General features: G+C 38.3%; 16 protein-coding genes. 4 read left to right on the top strand and 12 right to left on the bottom strand.

Features of this window, described 5'->3' with window-relative positions; all coding sequences use genetic code 11:
- Positions 1 to 22: 22 nt before the first annotated feature.
- The 5 genes from ilvA to ilvD all read right to left on the bottom strand — a co-directional run bounded on the left by ilvA (position 23) and on the right by ilvD (position 6,896).
- Positions 23 to 1,288 carry a threonine ammonia-lyase IlvA gene (gene ilvA, locus BUB91_RS02845; protein ID WP_073096729.1) on the bottom strand — a complete coding sequence of 422 codons (1,266 nt, stop codon included), beginning with the start codon at positions 1,286 to 1,288 and terminating at the stop codon, positions 23 to 25.
- A 118-nt stretch (positions 1,289 to 1,406) separates the two neighbouring features.
- Positions 1,407 to 2,906: a ketol-acid reductoisomerase gene (gene ilvC / locus BUB91_RS02840; protein WP_073096726.1), complete on the bottom strand. Its 1,500-nt coding sequence runs from the start codon at positions 2,904 to 2,906 to the stop codon at positions 1,407 to 1,409.
- A 34-nt stretch (positions 2,907 to 2,940) separates the two neighbouring features.
- Positions 2,941 to 3,468, bottom strand: a complete 528-nt coding sequence (gene ilvN / locus BUB91_RS02835) for an acetolactate synthase small subunit (protein ID WP_073096723.1) — start codon at positions 3,466 to 3,468, stop codon at positions 2,941 to 2,943.
- A gap of 2 nt (positions 3,469 to 3,470) precedes the next feature.
- Positions 3,471 to 5,207 (bottom strand): biosynthetic-type acetolactate synthase large subunit, encoded by a 1,737-nt coding sequence (gene ilvB / locus BUB91_RS02830; RefSeq protein ID WP_073096720.1) that lies wholly within the window; start codon positions 5,205 to 5,207, stop codon positions 3,471 to 3,473.
- Positions 5,208 to 5,213: 6 nt separating this feature from the next.
- Positions 5,214 to 6,896: a dihydroxy-acid dehydratase gene (gene ilvD / locus BUB91_RS02825; protein WP_073096717.1), complete on the bottom strand. Its 1,683-nt coding sequence runs from the start codon at positions 6,894 to 6,896 to the stop codon at positions 5,214 to 5,216.
- A 462-nt stretch (positions 6,897 to 7,358) separates the two neighbouring features.
- Between ilvD and BUB91_RS02820 the strand changes: the two genes are divergently transcribed.
- Positions 7,359 to 8,345 (top strand): aldo/keto reductase, encoded by a 987-nt coding sequence (locus BUB91_RS02820; RefSeq protein WP_073096712.1) that lies wholly within the window; start codon positions 7,359 to 7,361, stop codon positions 8,343 to 8,345.
- A 24-nt stretch (positions 8,346 to 8,369) separates the two neighbouring features.
- Positions 8,370 to 8,672, top strand: coding sequence for a DUF3861 domain-containing protein (locus BUB91_RS02815; protein ID WP_073096709.1), 303 nt, complete (start codon positions 8,370 to 8,372; stop codon positions 8,670 to 8,672).
- 45 nt (positions 8,673 to 8,717) lie between these two features.
- On the opposite strand, the gene BUB91_RS02810 is transcribed toward BUB91_RS02815, so the two are convergent.
- Positions 8,718 to 9,188 carry a GNAT family N-acetyltransferase gene (locus BUB91_RS02810; protein ID WP_073096706.1) on the bottom strand — a complete coding sequence of 157 codons (471 nt, stop codon included), beginning with the start codon at positions 9,186 to 9,188 and terminating at the stop codon, positions 8,718 to 8,720.
- 96 nt (positions 9,189 to 9,284) lie between these two features.
- Entirely contained in the window at positions 9,285 to 10,643 is a 1,359-nt protein-coding gene (locus BUB91_RS02805; RefSeq protein ID WP_073096703.1) for an NAD-dependent succinate-semialdehyde dehydrogenase, read from the bottom strand.
- Positions 10,644 to 11,059: 416 nt separating this feature from the next.
- Between BUB91_RS02805 and BUB91_RS02800 the strand changes: the two genes are divergently transcribed.
- Complete coding sequence (locus BUB91_RS02800; protein ID WP_073096700.1) at positions 11,060 to 11,467, top strand: glyoxalase; 408 nt, start codon at positions 11,060 to 11,062, stop codon at positions 11,465 to 11,467.
- A 225-nt stretch (positions 11,468 to 11,692) separates the two neighbouring features.
- Here BUB91_RS02800 and BUB91_RS02795 read toward each other — a convergent pair whose 3' ends face one another.
- The 4 genes from BUB91_RS02795 to BUB91_RS02780 form a co-directional block, all read right to left on the bottom strand.
- Positions 11,693 to 12,157, bottom strand: coding sequence for a hypothetical protein (locus BUB91_RS02795; RefSeq protein ID WP_073096697.1), 465 nt, complete (start codon positions 12,155 to 12,157; stop codon positions 11,693 to 11,695).
- Between the two features lie 754 nt (positions 12,158 to 12,911).
- Positions 12,912 to 13,136, bottom strand: coding sequence for a helix-turn-helix domain-containing protein (locus BUB91_RS02790; RefSeq protein WP_073096695.1), 225 nt, complete (start codon positions 13,134 to 13,136; stop codon positions 12,912 to 12,914).
- Between the two features lie 195 nt (positions 13,137 to 13,331).
- Positions 13,332 to 13,631: a type II toxin-antitoxin system RelE/ParE family toxin gene (locus BUB91_RS02785; protein ID WP_073096693.1), complete on the bottom strand. Its 300-nt coding sequence runs from the start codon at positions 13,629 to 13,631 to the stop codon at positions 13,332 to 13,334.
- On the bottom strand, positions 13,624 to 13,875 hold the full coding sequence (locus BUB91_RS02780; RefSeq protein ID WP_073096690.1) for a type II toxin-antitoxin system ParD family antitoxin: 252 nt from the start codon (positions 13,873 to 13,875) through the stop codon (positions 13,624 to 13,626). Before BUB91_RS02780 ends, BUB91_RS02785 begins: the two co-directional genes overlap by 8 nt.
- 681 nt (positions 13,876 to 14,556) lie before the next feature.
- On the opposite strand from BUB91_RS02780, the gene ltrA reads away from it, so the two are divergent.
- Complete coding sequence (gene ltrA / locus BUB91_RS02770) at positions 14,557 to 15,828, top strand: group II intron reverse transcriptase/maturase (protein ID WP_073096684.1); 1,272 nt, start codon at positions 14,557 to 14,559, stop codon at positions 15,826 to 15,828.
- A 96-nt stretch (positions 15,829 to 15,924) separates the two neighbouring features.
- On the opposite strand, the gene BUB91_RS02765 is transcribed toward ltrA, so the two are convergent.
- The gene (locus tag BUB91_RS02765) at positions 15,925 to 16,875 is read right to left on the bottom strand and encodes a Fic family protein (RefSeq protein ID WP_073096681.1); all 951 of its coding nucleotides are present in this window, start codon (positions 16,873 to 16,875) and stop codon (positions 15,925 to 15,927) included.
- Positions 16,876 to 17,022 lie beyond the last annotated feature (147 nt).

Raw genomic sequence — 17,022 nt, 5'->3', positions numbered from 1 at the left:
TAAATTTCAGATTAAGAGAATATTAAATCAGGAATTCAAACAAGTCTGGCTTATCATTTAAATACTCTCCAAAGAATTTACGACTCTTCATACGTGTTATTAAAGGCTTAAGATCAGAACGGTCTTTAAGTTCGATTCCTACTACCGCAGGACCGTCTTCTCTAGATGTCTTTTTCTTATACTCAAAGAAAGTGATATCATCTTCCGGTCCTAATATCTCATTTAAAAATTCACGTAAAGCACCAGCGCGCTGCGGGAATCTGATAATGAAATAGTGTTTTAAACCGTGATACAATAACGCACGTTCTTTGATTTCTGCAGTACGCGTAATATCGTTATTGCTACCGCTCACGATACACACTACGTTTTTTCCTTTAATCTCATCTGCAAACTGGTCTAAAACCGATAGCGTCAAAGCACCAGCAGGCTCTACTACAATCGCTTCTTTATTATACAGATCCAGAATGGTTTGACACACTTTTCCCTCAGGAACCGTTACCATTTGTTCAAGATATTCTTTACAAATAGCAAAAGTGCGTTCCCCTACGCGCTGAACTGCTGCTCCATCTACAAACTTTTCAATAAGAGATAACGTCGTGTTTTCTTTATTAAAAATAGACGTACTCATAGAAGGCGCTCCTTCTGGCTCAACACCAATAACCTTGGTATTGGGAGATAACAAATGAAAAACTGTGCTCAAGCCTGATGCTAGTCCGCCGCCGCCTACCGGAACAAAAACATAGTCTATTTCTGAAGTCGCCTGCTCTATAATCTCAAGACCTACAGTCGCCTGACCTTCAATTATTTTTTCGTCATCAAAAGGATGAACAAAAATTTTACCCAGCGCATCGCATTCTATTTTAGAAGCCTTATACGCATCATCGAAGGTATCTCCTGTAAGTTGAATATTCACAAAATCTCCTCCAAACATCTCAACCTGTTCAATCTTCTGCTTAGGCGTAGGAGCCGGCATAAAAATAGTCCCGTTGATTTTGAGTTTTGCACACGCAAAAGCTACTCCCTGTGCGTGATTACCTGCACTGGCGCAAACAATACCCTTAGCACGCTCTTCTTCTGTTAACGAATTTATCTTATTAAACGCTCCGCGTATTTTATAAGAACGCACCTGCTGTAAATCTTCACGCTTCAGCATAATATTAGCTTCAAACTTGCGGGAATAATTTAAACTAGGTAATAAAGGAGTTAAGGCTGCAACTCCCTCTAAGGTTTTTGCAGCCTTTTTTACATTCTCTAAGTCCGGAAAAAATGTTGTTTTTAAGTCGCTCAAAATCTAAATATTTTGATTGACTAAATGTGCATCAAGATTTGATGCACATTTAGTGTATTCAGTTAACTCAATATGTGAGGTTTTACTCTGAGGTTTCCTCAAGAGAACTTATAATAAATTAAGCAGTCACTGCTTCTTCTGAAGCAACTGTTTTAATTTCTTTCATTGCCGTCATAGACTCACGCAACCATGCGCCTACTGCTTCAACTTCGTGAGCACGTATTGCATCGTTTACAGCGATCAACGTCTTATTATCTACGCCATTATCTGTAGCGTACGCTTTACCGATAACATCCGTATCTATCTTCTTCATAAATTCGGTTAGCATTGGCTTACACGCATGGTCAAATAAATAACATCCGTATTCTGCAGTATCAGAAATCACACGGTTCATTTCAAATAATTTCTTACGGGCAATTGTGTTAGCGATAAGTGGAGTCTCGTGTAAGGATTCGTAGTAAGCAGATTCTTCAATGATTCCGGCCTCGGTCATCGTTTCAAAAGCAAGCTCTACACCAGCTTTCACCATTGCAACCATCAATACACCGTGATCAAAGAATTCTTGCTCGCTGATCTCCTGACTTCCTGCCGGAGTCTTTTCAAAAGCAGTCTCTCCAGTTGCAGCACGCCATTTTAATAAATTAGCATCATCGTTAGCCCAGTCTTCCATCATTGTTTTTGAGAAATGACCAGAGATAATATCATCCATATGCTTGTGGAATAATGGACGCGTAATGTCTTTAATTTCTTCAGCTAATTCAAAAGCTTTGATTTTCGAAGGATTGTTCAAACGATCCATCATATTGGTAATACCACCGTGCTTTAAGGCTTCGGTAATTGTTTCCCAACCGTATTGAATCAATTTAGAAGCATATCCTGCATCGATTCCTTTTTCAATCATTTTATCAAAACAAAGAATAGATCCTGTTTGAAGCATACCACAAAGAATGGTTTGCTCCCCCATCAAATCACTTTTTACTTCAGCAACAAATGAAGATTCCAGTACACCTGCTCTGTGACCACCAGTCCCAACAGCATATGCTTTTGCCTGATCCAAACCTTTTCCTTCAGGATCGTTCTCAGGGTGCACAGCGATCAAAGTAGGAACACCAAAACCACGCTTGTATTCTTCACGTACTTCAGAACCCGGACATTTAGGCGCACACATAATAACCGTTAAGTCTTCACGGATTTGCATCCCTTCTTCTACGATATTGAAACCATGGCTATACGCCAAAGTCGCCCCTTTTTTCATCAAAGGCATCACCGTGTTAACTACTGCTGTATGCTGCTTGTCTGGTGTAAGGTTACAAACCAGGTCTGCAGTTGGGATCAACTCTTCGTAAGTCCCTACAGTAAAGCCATTATCTACAGCATTTTTATAAGAAGCTCTCTTTTCTTTAATCGCGCCTTCACGCAAAGCGTAAGAAATAGCTAAGCCGCTGTCACGCATATTTAAACCTTGATTTAAACCTTGTGCACCGCAACCTACGATGACTACTTTTTTTCCGCGTAATGCTTCTATCCCGTTTGAAAATTCTTCAGATTCCATAAAGCGACATTTGGCTAATTGTGCCAATTGTTCTCTTAGAGATAGCGTATTAAAGTAATTTGACATTTTATTAATTTTTATTGATGTTGATTAGTTTGTTTTATTCTGCAAATTCTGCAAGCATGGATGAGATTTTCATTTCTTCTTTAGAAACCGAAATACGTCCCGAACGGGTAAACTGCATAATCCCAAAAGCGCTCAACTCACGATATAATAAGTCTATCTCGCTGCGACGTCCGGCTTTTTCAAGAACAAAAAATTCTTTATTTACCGTCACAATGCGTGCGCTGCTTTCTTTTATAATATTTTGAATCTGACGCTCTTCAAAAAGCAAATCTGATTTTATTTTAAACAGACAGGTTTCTAAAAAAATGGTCTCTTCATCAGTATGGTAATAGGCCTTAATCACCTCAACCTGTTTCTCTAACTGACCAATCACTTTCTTAACGCGTTCTTCAGTCAGATTGATTACGATTGTGAATTTTGAAACACCTTCTATTTCAGAAATCGAAGTGTTCAGGCTTTCAATATTTATTTTTCTACGTTGAAATATTGCCGAAATACGGTTCAACAACCCTACATTATTTTCGGTATATATAGATACGGTATATGTTTTTGTCTCGCTCATAACTATTCTAATCTAATATCTGAAACAGAAGCTCCTGTTGGAATCATTGGGAATACATTATCTTCTTTCTCTACTTTCACTTCTAAAAAATACGGACCTTCAGCCGCAAGCATTTCTTCTATAGCTCCTGCAAGATCCTCTCGTTTTGAAACACGTTGCGCCTCTATATAATATCCTTTTGCGATTGCTACAAAATCAGGATTCACCATTTCTGTTGAAGCATAACGACGATCAAAGAACAGCTGTTGCCATTGGCGTACCATTCCTAAGAAATCATTATTAAGTACAACAATTTTGACAGGAACTTTAGTTTGAAAAATAGTTCCCAATTCTTGAATGGTCATTTGGTAACCACCATCACCTATAATTGCTACTACAGGTCGTTCCGGAGCTCCCATTTTTGCACCTATTGCTGCCGGAAGCGCAAATCCCATTGTACCTAAACCACCAGAAGTAACGTTACTCTTTGATTTATTGAATTTAGCATAACGACACGCGATCATCTGATGCTGACCTACATCGGAAACAATAACAGCTTCACCTTTAGAAACCTTGTTGATTCCTTCAAGAACCTCACCCATCGTCAGACCTTCTTTCTCCGGAGTTATATCATCTTTGATGATTTTATCATATTCAATCTGATACAATTCTTTAAAACGATTGTGCCATGCTGTGTGTTGCTTTTCCTCTAATAAGGGAAGCAATGCAGCAAGCGTTTCTTTACTATTACCTAAAACAGCAACATCAGCATCTACATTTTTATTCACCTCAGCAGGATCAATCTCAAAGTGAATCACTTTTGCCTGCTTCGCATAGGTCTCTAAATTACCCGTAACCCGGTCATCAAAACGCATCCCGATTGCGATTAAAACATCACATTCATTAGTCAATACATTAGGACCATAATTCCCGTGCATTCCCACCATACCCACATTTAAAGGATGAGCTGTAGGAATCGCAGAAACACCAAGAATAGTCCATGCTGCGGGAATACCTGATTTCTCTATTACTGCTTTAAATTCTTCTTCGGCTCCGCCAAGAATTACACCCTGCCCCCAAACGATCATAGGTTTTTCAGCATTATTTATTAAATCTGCAGCAGCTTTTACGGAGTCAGGATTTAATTTAGGTACCGGTTTGTAACTGCGAACAGCCTTACATTTTTTATAGGCGAAGTCAAATTCCTCAAACTGAGCATCTTTAGTGATATCGATCAAAACCGGCCCCGGACGACCGCTTTTTGCGATATAAAAAGCCTTTGCCATCACTTCAGGAATTTCTGAAGCTTTGGTGATCTGGTAATTCCATTTGGTTACCGGAGTAGAGATACCGATGATATCCGTTTCCTGAAAAGCATCACTGCCTAACAAATGAGAAGCTACCTGACCGGTAATACATACCATAGGAGTTGAGTCTATTTGTGCATCAGCAATACCCGTTATAAGGTTAGTTGCACCCGGTCCCGATGTTGCAATTGCGACTCCTACTCTACCACTCACACGTGCATACCCCTGAGCAGCATGCGTTGCACCTTGCTCGTGACGGGTTAAGACATGATGTAGTTTGTCTTGATATTTATACAACTCATCATAAACAGGCATAATAGCCCCTCCCGGATAGCCATAAAGTGTATCTACACCTTCTGCAAGCAAGCATTTTATTATTGCTTCTTTACCCGTTAAACGCTGCGTAGCTTCTACAGCAGTGTCTTGCAATTTGATTGTTTGAATAGTATCCATAGCCTTTTACATTTCGTCTGTCACACAACCTTTAGATGCTGACGAGACGGTTTTAGCATATTTATAAAGTGCTCCACGCTGAAATCTAAGCGCAGGAGCGGTCCATTTTTCTCTTCTTTTATCCAACTCTTCATCGGAAATTTCAATATTGATGGTATTCTTTACCGCATCAATTGCGATGATGTCGCCATTTTCAACAAGTGCGATGTTACCACCTACTTGCGCCTCTGGCGAAACGTGCCCCACTACAAAACCGTGAGAACCTCCTGAGAAACGACCATCTGTTATCAATGCTACATCTTTACCCAATCCAGCTCCCATAATAGAAGAAGTAGGTTTAAGCATTTCAGGCATTCCCGGTCCACCTTTTGGTCCCTCATAACGAATAATCACCACATCCCCTTTTTTAACTTTTCCGGTTTTGATACCTTCATTAACCGCAGCTTCGCTATCAAATACGTTAGCAGTACCTCTGAACTCTAAACCTTCTTTACCGGTGATTTTTGCAACAGCACCTTCTGTAGCCAAGTTTCCAAAAAGAATTCTGATGTGACCACTATCTTTAATAGGTTTATCAAGCGTTCTAATAATGTCCTGACCGTCTATTAAATTCGGCACGTCTTTTAAGTTTTCAGCAAGTGTTTTACCCGTTACCGTTAAACAATCCCCGTGAAGCATATCGTTGTCTAGCATATACTTCAATACTCCCGGAATACCACCTACACCGTGTAAATCTTCCATAGAATATTTACCACTAGGCTTTAAGTCTGCAAGTAGCGGTGTGTTGTCACTTATTTTCTGAAAATCTTTAAGGGTAAACTCTAGCTGAGCCGATTTAGCAATTGCTAAAAAGTGCAATACTGCATTTGTTGATCCACCTAAAACGGTTACCAGTCTGAATGCATTTTCTAATGATTCTTTAGTAACAATATCAGAAGGCTTAATATCGTGCTCTAATAAGTATCTCAGCGCTTCACCTGCTTTTACACATTCAGTTTCTTTAATATTAGAATCTGTAACTGCCGGATTTGAAGAGTTGAAAGGCAACGACATCCCTAAAGCTTCAATCGCTGAAGCCATGGTGTTTGCTGTATACATACCTCCACAAGCTCCTGCTCCAGGACATGCCTTATGAACCACCTCTTTAAATTCTGACTCATCAATCGTACCGGCTACTTTTTGTCCGTATGCTTCAAAAGCAGAAATGATATCTAGTTTTTTGCCGTTATGACATCCTGAAGCTATCGTACCTCCGTAAACTAAAATAGAAGGCCTGTTTAGACGTAATTGCGCCATCAAAGCTCCCGGCATATTTTTATCACAACCCACCACAGTTACCAGTCCGTCATAACTCATCGCTTGCACGACAGTCTCCATAGAATCTGCAATAATATCACGCGAAGGCAAAGAGAAACGCATTCCCGGTGTTCCGTTAGAAATACCGTCACTAACACCAATCGTGTTAAAAATAAGTCCTACCAGATCTGCATTAGCTGCTCCCTTTTTTACGTGAGTAGCCAGATCATTAAGGTGCATATTACACGGATTCCCCTCATAACCGGTACTTGCAATACCAATTAGCGGTTTTTTTAAGTCGTCGTCTGTTAGACCAATTGCATGTAACATGGCCTGAGCTGCCGGCAATGTTGGGTCTTGAGTTACAGTTTTACTGTATTTATTTAATTCCATTGTTATAAATCTATATCGAAATTAGCTATTCCTTCTTTTTATCAATTATTCTCTTAAAATTCTTTGGATATACCAAAAAAACTTAAAAACATTTCAAATTTCTGTAAATCAGTGTTTTAAAGTGTAAATACTACTATGTTCAATAGGTTAAAAAAAACCTTTTTGAATTGAAAAATCAACTCCAAAAAAAAACCTTCCAGTTTAACGGAAGGTCTATTTATAGTATATAGCATTCCGCATCAAAATAGTTTGATGACACGAATTGAACGAACACTAATCAGTTAGTTTCTCATAAGAGTAAAATTATTTATTATATGTCGGGCAGCATTGCACATTTATAGAAAATCTTAACCAAACCTCAATTTTTCAAAATACACTATTTTAAGACCGCTTTATGAACTTTCCATTAGCAGAAAATAAGCGGTTTTGTATTTTTAGTGAAAATTCTCAAACACATTTATAATGAATTACCGAAAATTAGGTAAAACGAATCTCAATATATCAGAAATCTCATTAGGAACCTGGCAAGTAGGCGGCAAATGGGGTTCTGGTTTTGACGATGCCACTGCTGAAAAAATCATCAATACCGCAATTGATAACGGCATTAATTTTATTGATACAGCAGATGTCTACGAAAACGGATTGAGTGAGGCGGCTGTGGGTCGTGTATTGCGCAGCCGTTCTGAAGAAATTTATATCGCTACAAAATGCGGGAGGCAGATCAATCCACATGTTGATGCTGGGTATACGGTTAAGGCACTCCGTCAATATGTAGAAGCTAGTTTAAAGAATACCGGCTTAGAGCGTCTTGACCTCATTCAATTGCATTGTCCACCGACGGATACCTATTACAGACCAGAAATTTTCGGACTTTTTGATGATTTAAAACAAGAGGGGAAAATTGCTAATCTGGGTGTGAGCGTGGAAAAAGTTGAAGAAGGAATTAAAGCGATGGAATATGATAACGTAACCACCGTACAAATCATCTTCAATTTGTTCAGGCAACGCCCTGCTGAATTATTTTTTCGCGAAGCGGAAAAGAATGACATCGGGGTGATTGTGCGTGTTCCTTTAGCCAGCGGATTACTTACCGGAAAGTTTAATCAAAATACCTCTTTTGACCAAGAAGACCATCGAAACTTCAATCGAGATGGAGAAGCTTTTGACAAAGGAGAAACCTTCTCTGGAGTTGACTATGAAACCGGTCTTAAAGCGGTAAACGAACTTAAAAACTTATTCCCTGATGCAGAAAATCTTGCTCCTATCGCTTTACAATGGATCCTATCTCATAAAACAGTAAGTACAATTATTCCGGGAGCCTCCAAGGAAGCACATGTATTGTCTAATCTATCTGCAGTAGCAAAACCGAATCTAACGAAAGATCAGATCGAAAAAATGAATGCCATCTATAACAAAAAATTAAAAGCTCAGGTTCACCAAAAATGGTAATCTTAGAGTTCCAAAAAAAATATTATGAGTACCCCAACTAAAAAAGGAAATCGCTACAAACTCACCTTAGAACAAGTTGCCGTTTTAAAAGAAGAAAAGAAAGTAGATCAAAAGCTAGAATTAGAAGTCGTCAACCACGATGAACTTTTTGAAATTGTAGAGAAGGTAAAGTCAAAAGAACTTTTTAATTCCTCAGAAGAATCTACAGAATTTGCTATAGGCCTTAAACTCTTTACCGAAGTTATGCTTAGAAATAAGAATCATCCGCTATTTGAAGAATTGCAACCGCATATTTTTGAGTTTATGACCAAACTCAAAAAATCTTAACTAAAAACTCCCGTCTGTAGTACAAACGGGAGTTTTTAGTTAAGACTATAATATCTTACCATACTTCGTCAAGTCTGGAGTGAATCCTAAAGACTGGTAGAGTTTCCGGGCTTTTTTATTGTCGTCAAAAACATTTAGCGTCAATAAATTATAACCGCTCTTTTTTGTCCACTCTTCTGCTTTATTCATTAGTAGTTTGCCTATTCCACGGCCGCGTGCGTCAGGAGCAACAATAATGTCTGCTATATGACCGTGTGGCTCTCTGTGATAGTAGTCAGTACCTATTTCCAGAAAAATAAAACCGAGTTGTTTTTTTGTCTCATTATCTTCAGCTATAAAAATGGCATTGTTTTCACTCCCATCGTGAATTTCAGATTTTAAGATACGTTGATCAATATCAAGCATCACATCAGGATCTCTCCAATGGGGCAACTCCGGATCGGTAAGACTTGGCAATAAGTTTAAAATAAAGTCGGTATCTTCTTTGGTGACAAGACGTATATTAATTTCGGGCATGGATTGGGTTATTCGTTATTTTTTAAAAATACTGAGTTATTTAAAATTCAAGCGTCAAAATTCACATTTTATGGTTTTCGATGAAACCTGAAACGATTAGTATTTATTGAAATAAACAGTTTTTCGATTTACAAATTCCAGAATCCCGTCTGCTGAAAGTTCGCGACCATATCCCGAAATCTTCGTTCCCCCAAAAGGTAATCGCGGATCACTCTTAACCAACTCGTTTACGAAAACAGCCCCATCATCAAATAAGGGAACGAGCTTTTTAGCACGCTGCATATCTTCTGTAAAAACAGAAACCCCAAGACCAAAATCAGATTGATTAACCAAATCAACCGCCTCTTCTTCAGTCTCAAAAGTGGTGATGCCAATTACAGGTCCAAAAGTCTCCTCTTTAAACAAAGACATTTCCGAAGTTACACCCGTCACCACAGTTGGTTCAAAATAGGCTTTGTCACGTTTCCCTCCTATTAAAATTTCGGCACCTGCTTTTACACTGGCTTCTAATTGTGCTGCTAACTCTTCAGCAAGATCAGGACGCGCCATCACACCTATAAACGTATCTTCATCCATCGGGTCCCCGCTCTTGAGTTCGCGAACAGCCTTTACATAGTTATCGGTAAATTCTTTAGCGATATTTTTATGTACAATCAAACGCTTACCGGCGATACAACTTTGCCCCGTATTCTGAAAACGTGCTTGCACAGCAGTTTTAAGAGTTTCTTCGAGGTTACAATCTTCAAAAACCACAAGCGCATTGCTTCCGCCTAATTCTAAAACCGATTTCTTGATTTCGCTTCCGGCAGTTGAAGCCACAGCACTACCCGCTGGTTTGCTACCGGTAAGGGTCACAGCTTTTACTTTTGGATTTTTAATAATCGCTTCAATCTTAGAACTGCTCAGTGGTAAATGGGTAAAGCAAGCTTTAGGAAAACCGGCACGTTCAAAAACCTTTTGAATATTAGCCGCACTCTGCATCACATTACTGGCGTGTTTTAAAATACCAATGTTCCCTGCCATCAATGCCGGAGCCGCAAAGCGAAAGACTTGCCAAAACGGGTAATTCCAAGGCATTACAGCAAGCACGACACCTATCGGCTCGTAGCTCACATAACTTTCTGCCGCATCGGTGTCTATTGGTTTATTTGCCAAATGCTGTTCTGCGTGTTCTGCATAATATTCACAAACCCAAGCGCATTTTTCAATCTCTGCGATGGACTGCGCAATGGGTTTTCCCATTTCTAAAGTCATCGTCTCTGCATATTCTTGCTTGTTCTTTTTGAGTTCGGCTGCTGCTGCGTGCATCAATTTACTGCGTTCTGAATACGGAGTTTTCCGCCAAGACAAAAAACGTTTGTGAGCAGCATCAATAGCTGCTTCGGTTTCTTTTTTGGTAAGTTCTTTGGTTTCAAATACAACCTGCTGATTGTATGGGTTTATAGATTGAATCATCTTCGATTACATGTTTAAATTCTGAATAAACTTAAATTTAAGAATGCAGAGGCAAAGCGGTGTGGCGATTAAGAGCACTTTAACGCTAGGTGTTTTATTTGATTTTATCATTATCTTTTGCATCGCCCATCCTTCGACAAATGCTCAGGACAAGTAAAAGATACAAAAAACGTCAGGCCACCGTCCACCTCCAGAGCTGCGGCGTTCGTTAGTTTCACTACGGATAAAAAGTAGGCCCGTTCCACCTTCTATTGAATACTACTTTTGTAACTGGAAGACTCTTTTATAAGCCTTACCTCAACAAAAAGGGGGCTCAGCTATCGGTTAAGAAAAGAATGTTTATAAGTCGTTTACAACTCTTTTGGTCTCCTTATTGAAACTAGTTATATAATTGTAATTTTAAAAAACTTCCCATTATGGACACCAGAGACGCCCAATTAATTGCTTTAAGACCCGAAATTCCTTCTGCACGTGTTAACGATAGCATGAGTGCAGATGAGCAGTTTCAAAACGGAACCTTGAGACCGGTTGTTAAACTGCAAAATGATTTGCTAATTGAAGCTTTTCGCAATTATATCACTAAGCACAAAAATGTGTTTTACAACCTGACTATTGAGCGCAGGATGGATTATATCGCCAATGCGATTCAGAAAGATATTAAGTTTAGAAACAGCTTAAAAGGGATGGTTATTGGTCAGTTCACGGTTGATGAATACCGCACGTATATTCTCAATTCTTCAGCACTTAATAAGCGGATGATGAATTTGGTACGCGAACGCATTCAAAATACTATTCAATTGCTGGAAAAAGAGATGACGGTTTAGGTTTCAGTTAGCAGGAATTTATTTTATTGATCAAAGACTATACTATTTTAAGAATCTGATTTAATCTTTACGAGTATCCTCATTCCGAAGAAGAAAAATCAGAAATGCGGAATTAAAAATAACACAAGAAACAAGACCACGATTCCCAAAAAAAATCCCGCTAAACTTGCTTTAGAGAGATTTTTCAGTAGATTAAAAACTGCTTTTACAGACTGAAAATTGAAATCAGTTCTGAATCATATGATCAAACGGAATATATTCTAAATGTATCGCTGAAGCTTCGGCATCATTAAAATCTTGCACAGCAGCAGCATAATCCTCAGGCGTATTTAGAACTATACCGTTATGATGGACTTTCAATGTTGAGAAGGACTTCACTTCAAACCATACTTTGTTTAAAACCTCCATTTCTTCTAGGCTTAGTTTATTATCTCCGCCTAATAGCGTATGCATATGCTTTTCTGCCAATTTCTTTATTTCGCTCGCAGCATAAACATCTGTTGGCATATTTCTCATAGCGCCAATGATAAAAAACTGTTTTCCTATATGTATGCTCTCCACATATTCATTGCCGTATTTCAATTCAAAAAGTTCAGGATTTTCCTGCATTTCTTTATCTAGCACACGCTTTTCTTCAAAAGGTGGTCTATAAACACCTTTACGATCTAAGTATCTGAAATTTACCAGCAACACCTCATCTTCCGTTACAGGATACTGCTCTATTACCGATTTGAATGTTTACTTATTACTTTCAAATAAGAATCCGATTCAATAGCGTAATCTGTTTCAGGAAGGGAATCGTCTTGCTGACATGAAAGTACTGAAAAGATGAGTGCTAGAAGCAGTGATTGGGAAATAGCATTGCGCATATAAAGGGAATAAAACTATTGATTAAAAAAATGTAAGGGAACTTATTTCTCTGTAAAAATTGAACGCCGAAAATAATAAATATTCAAAATTACACAAGCAATTTTACAGATCGTTTTCTTGAATACGTATAATTAGTTTGTTTTGAGATATGGGGGTCTTTAACTAAGAATCGTATGCTTGTGTGTGTGAATTTTTCTTCCGACTATCACTAAGGTTATGCTTACCGTGGTATTCTAGAAGCTCATGAAATGTTTAGTTAATGCAGGGTTAAATACCCTAGAATTAAAACAGGCTAACACATGTATGCAACTCTCCGCCATCACCTACAACCTCAAAAAGTAGCTCAAATTCACTCAAAAACGGGTAAAAAGCAGGGCAGGAATGCTCAGCCTCATATTTTTATCCAAAAAACAGACTGACAACTATTGATAAATCCGTTTTAACGATTCTGAATTCGATCTAAATACAGATGATCAAAAAAAGAAAAACCGCTTAGAGCGGCTTATTTGAGTTGATGATTTTATGTTTAAAAGACTTGTGGAACGGTTACTGGCTTGTTGGCAAATCGTTATTTTTACATTTGAAGGTTTAAATTCAGTTTTGCTCCTAAAGCATTAAAAATCCGCATTACAGTTTCAAAAGTCACATTTCCTGTACTATTTTCAAGTCGAGAAATTTGAGCTTTTTTTACTCCAACTAATTCTCCTAATTGTTCTTGAGTCAATTTACTGCACAACCGTATGATCAGATGGATATTGAACAAGTATAAAGGCTTCAAGGGAAGTAAGATCAAAGCCATTAAATGGCTTTGATTTATTACAAAGTCCTATCCAAACCTGTTCTACCATTGGGAATTGGGTTATAAATTGGTCTAAACAAATAGACCAAACCGACTTGCATAACAAGAGCCGTATGAATCGAGAGGTTCACGTACGGTTCTGAGAGAGGTTTAGGGGTGAAACTCCCCTTTACCTACTCGACTGGGTGTAGTTTTTTATTCGGTTATTCTGTTTTTCAAATCCATTCTTTCGTGTAAAATTCTAATAATTTCAATTCTTTCGGGATTAATTATTTGATAGAAAATTATATGCTTTTCAGATTTCAATCCTAAAAGGTTTTTGTTTATTCCTTCATATTCTTTACCAACGTATGGACTATTAGCGATTCCATTACACGCCATTTTTATCGTTGCGTAATATTTGTCCGCTTGAGATTCAGACCAAGTTTCGAAAGTATAAAGCCAAATAGTATTTAAATCGTCAATGGCTTCTTGTCTTAATACAACTTTAGCCATTTTTTCTTCTTTCCGCTTTTAATTTTTTCAGATTTTCATCAAAGTCAAAATCCTCAACAATAGGACTATTCAAGCCTTGTTGAATTGCATTTCTAAGGGCAATAACTTTACTTTCCTCATTTTCTAATAATCTAAGTCCAGCTCTTATTACTTCGCTGACATTTTTATATCTTCCAGCAGAAACTTGACTGCTGACAAATTGGTCAAAATAATTTCCGAGTGATATTGATGTGTTTTTACTCATAATTTCAATTTTATACTCAAAAATACCAAAAATTGGTAATATTTCCAAATTACACCCAACGGTCTCGGGTATGGCAAGTGCCGGGTTTATTCCAACAACTTCTTTTGAAACCTAATTTAACAAATTTTCCAAAATCTGCCTTTTGGAACCGGAGAAGAGGCATTTGCTATACCCAATGTGTGTGCCCAGTATGGGCATCTTTTGTTTTACCAAAAGGTAAAATATTAATCTAGAGGGTGCAAGTCCCTTATGGGCGGGGGTAACGCCTCGAACCATTAGTAAGTCGCAAGGGTGGTAACTGCGAAGTTACATCTGAAGGAAGCGAGACTACAATCCCGATACCTATCGGGACCGGTACTGACGAACAGGAACCGTATACAGAGGCATATTTACTTGGGTAAGCAAGCACATCATTGTAACGCCCAACGATTACCAAAAGGGTAGGTATGTAGATACGGCAGGAATCGAGTGAAAGAAGATGTTCTTACCTGGGGAGATCTCCAGTACCACGTGTTGGTACAGGAGAAGTCAGCAGAGGTAGTAGTACCTAAAGGAAACGAGCTGGGGCAGAACTCCAGAGGCCTCACAATTAGGGAAGGACCAAACGTTAAATCACGTCTGGATTCGTACGGGAATCAGTTTAACTGATAGCCCATACTTAGAAGGACAGGAACATTAGAAATGATAGCAAAAGTAGTAGCAGCCAGAAACCTTAGCGATGCCTGTAAACGGGTAGTGCGTAATAAAGGCTCTGCAGGAATAGACGGGATGCCCACCACAGCGTTAAAGGCATTTATAGATGCTCACCGCAGCGAGGTGGTACACCAACTTATTTCTAAAAGCTACAGACCTCAAGCTATCAAGGGGGTAGCAATACCCAAGCCTAATGGGAAAACCCGATTACTGGGTGTCCCTACTGTAGTGGACAGATGGCTTCAACAGGCGGTAAGCCAACAGCTGGCGATTCACTTTGAATTAAAATTCGAAGCAGAAAGCTATGGATTCCGTCCGAGGAAGAACTTGCAACAAGCGGTACTGAAAAGTCAGGAGTTCATCAATGATGAGTATCAGGACGTAGTAGATATCGATTTAAAAAGTTTCTTTGATGAAGTCCAGCACTACAAACTACTTCAGCTTATCCATCACAAGGTTAAGTGCCAGACTACCTTATGGCTAATCCGTAAATGGCTTCGAGCGCCCATTTTAAAGAATGGTCGCTTACACAAGCGCAGGAAAGGACTGCCGCAGGGCAGCCCGTTGAGTCCCTTACTGTCCAATATTTTATTGGATCAACTGGACAAGCATTTAAAAGCAAGGGGGCTAAGGTTTATCCGCTATGCTGATGATTTTAGTATTTACACAAAATCAAAAGCGGCAGCACGAAGTATAGGCAATGCAGTTTATCTTTTTCTAAAAGAGAAGCTCGATCTGCCTGTTAATCATTCTAAGAGTGGTATCCGCAGACCTTCCAGCTTGAAAGTGTTGGGCTATAGATTCACACCTATTTACAAGAAAGGTGTGAAAGGTACTTATCAGTTAGTAGTAGGAAAATCGGCTTGGCAGACACTCAAACGCAAGCTCAGGTATCTCACCAGAAAAACCCTGCCTTTGACATTGGCAGAGCGCTTACAAGGTCTGAAATCTATCTATAAAGGATGGCTGAACAACTTCCGATTGGGAGCTATACAGTCAAAACTTAAGAAAGTAGATGAATGGCTACGCAATCGCCTACGCTATTGTATATGGCACGATTGGAAGAAACCGGAACGCAAACGTAAAAACCTCATAAGATTAGGCGTGAGACAGGATCAGACCTATGCCTGGAGTAGAACCCGTATGGGAGGTTGGGCGGTAGCCCAAAGCCCTATACTGAGGACTACGATCACTCAAAAACGTTTAAGAAAACGAGGTTTTGAGAGTATGCTGGAGTATTACCTCAAAGTAAAGTTTTGATTTAACGAACCACCGTATACGAGACCCGTACGTACGGTGGTGTGAGAGGTGCACCGTGGGCTTACCGCTCACGGCCGCCTACTCGATTGTACCCAGTTATAATTTATATTTTGTTTTATTTTTCTCGCCTATTTTTTGAAATAAGTTTAATTCTACTCCTTTTTTAAGGTCTCTACTAGCAGTGGCTCCTGAAATATCCTTGAATATTTCCATATAATCTTTTCTTGTAAACTCTCTTTTATTTAATGAAACAAAATATTCCAGCCTATCTTTTTCTGTAAATGTACGTTGGTTAAAATCCAATAGCTCATTTAATGATTTTTCAATCACATCAAGCATATATTCAATAAATGGTGTAGAATTTCCTGCTTTGTCACTTTTTGATAAGGCCGCATAGTATTTTTCTTGGTCTTTGCTTATTAAAGTTTCAAAAGGGATATATTCAAAAATTGGATATTTCTCCATTAAAATTAAGGTTTGCCATAGCCGTCCCATTCTACCATTACCATCTAAGAAAGGATGAATGAATTCCATTTCATAATGAAAAACACAACATTTAATAAGTTCTATTTCTTCTGATTTCTTTAAATACTCAAATAAATCTTTCATTAAAAAAGGAACATTTTGATGCGGAGGAGCGAAATGCTCTACCTCTGAACCTTTCATAATGCCAACTCCTTGTTTTCTATATTTACCGGCATCTTCAATTAGGTTTTTCATTAAATGCTTATGACATTTTAAAAATGATTTCTCATCAAAGGCATTGTAATTTTCTAGATGTTCGTAAATTTCTATTGCATTGAGAACTTCTTTCACATCCTTTTTAGGACCAATTATTCTTTTATGTTCTAGAAGCGCAGTTATTTGTTCTTCAGTAAGGGTATTTCCTTCTATTTTTAAAGAGGAATGAATTGTTTTAATCTTATTTTCTTTTCTAAGCTTAGGAGAAGGTTTATTAAGATAATTGGCATTAATAGCACCAATTTTTTCTGAAATTGAAGTAATGGATTTTAGAATAGTAGGAGTAATCTCGTATGGTGGTTTCATTTGATACTATCATTTGATATTATCAAAAGTAAGCTCATTTTTTTCCAATTGAAAGAAAAATGTTGTTTTTATAATTGGGTACAACTTGTTATATCAACACTAAATATATACCTATCCCCTCAAAATTTACGGGATATCAACACTTTA

It is taken from the genome of Leeuwenhoekiella marinoflava DSM 3653 (assembly GCF_900129005.1).
Taxonomy (GTDB): domain Bacteria; phylum Bacteroidota; class Bacteroidia; order Flavobacteriales; family Flavobacteriaceae; genus Leeuwenhoekiella; species Leeuwenhoekiella marinoflava.
Note: the sequence above shows the minus strand (reverse complement) of the source record. Positions and strands in the feature narration are given on the sequence as shown.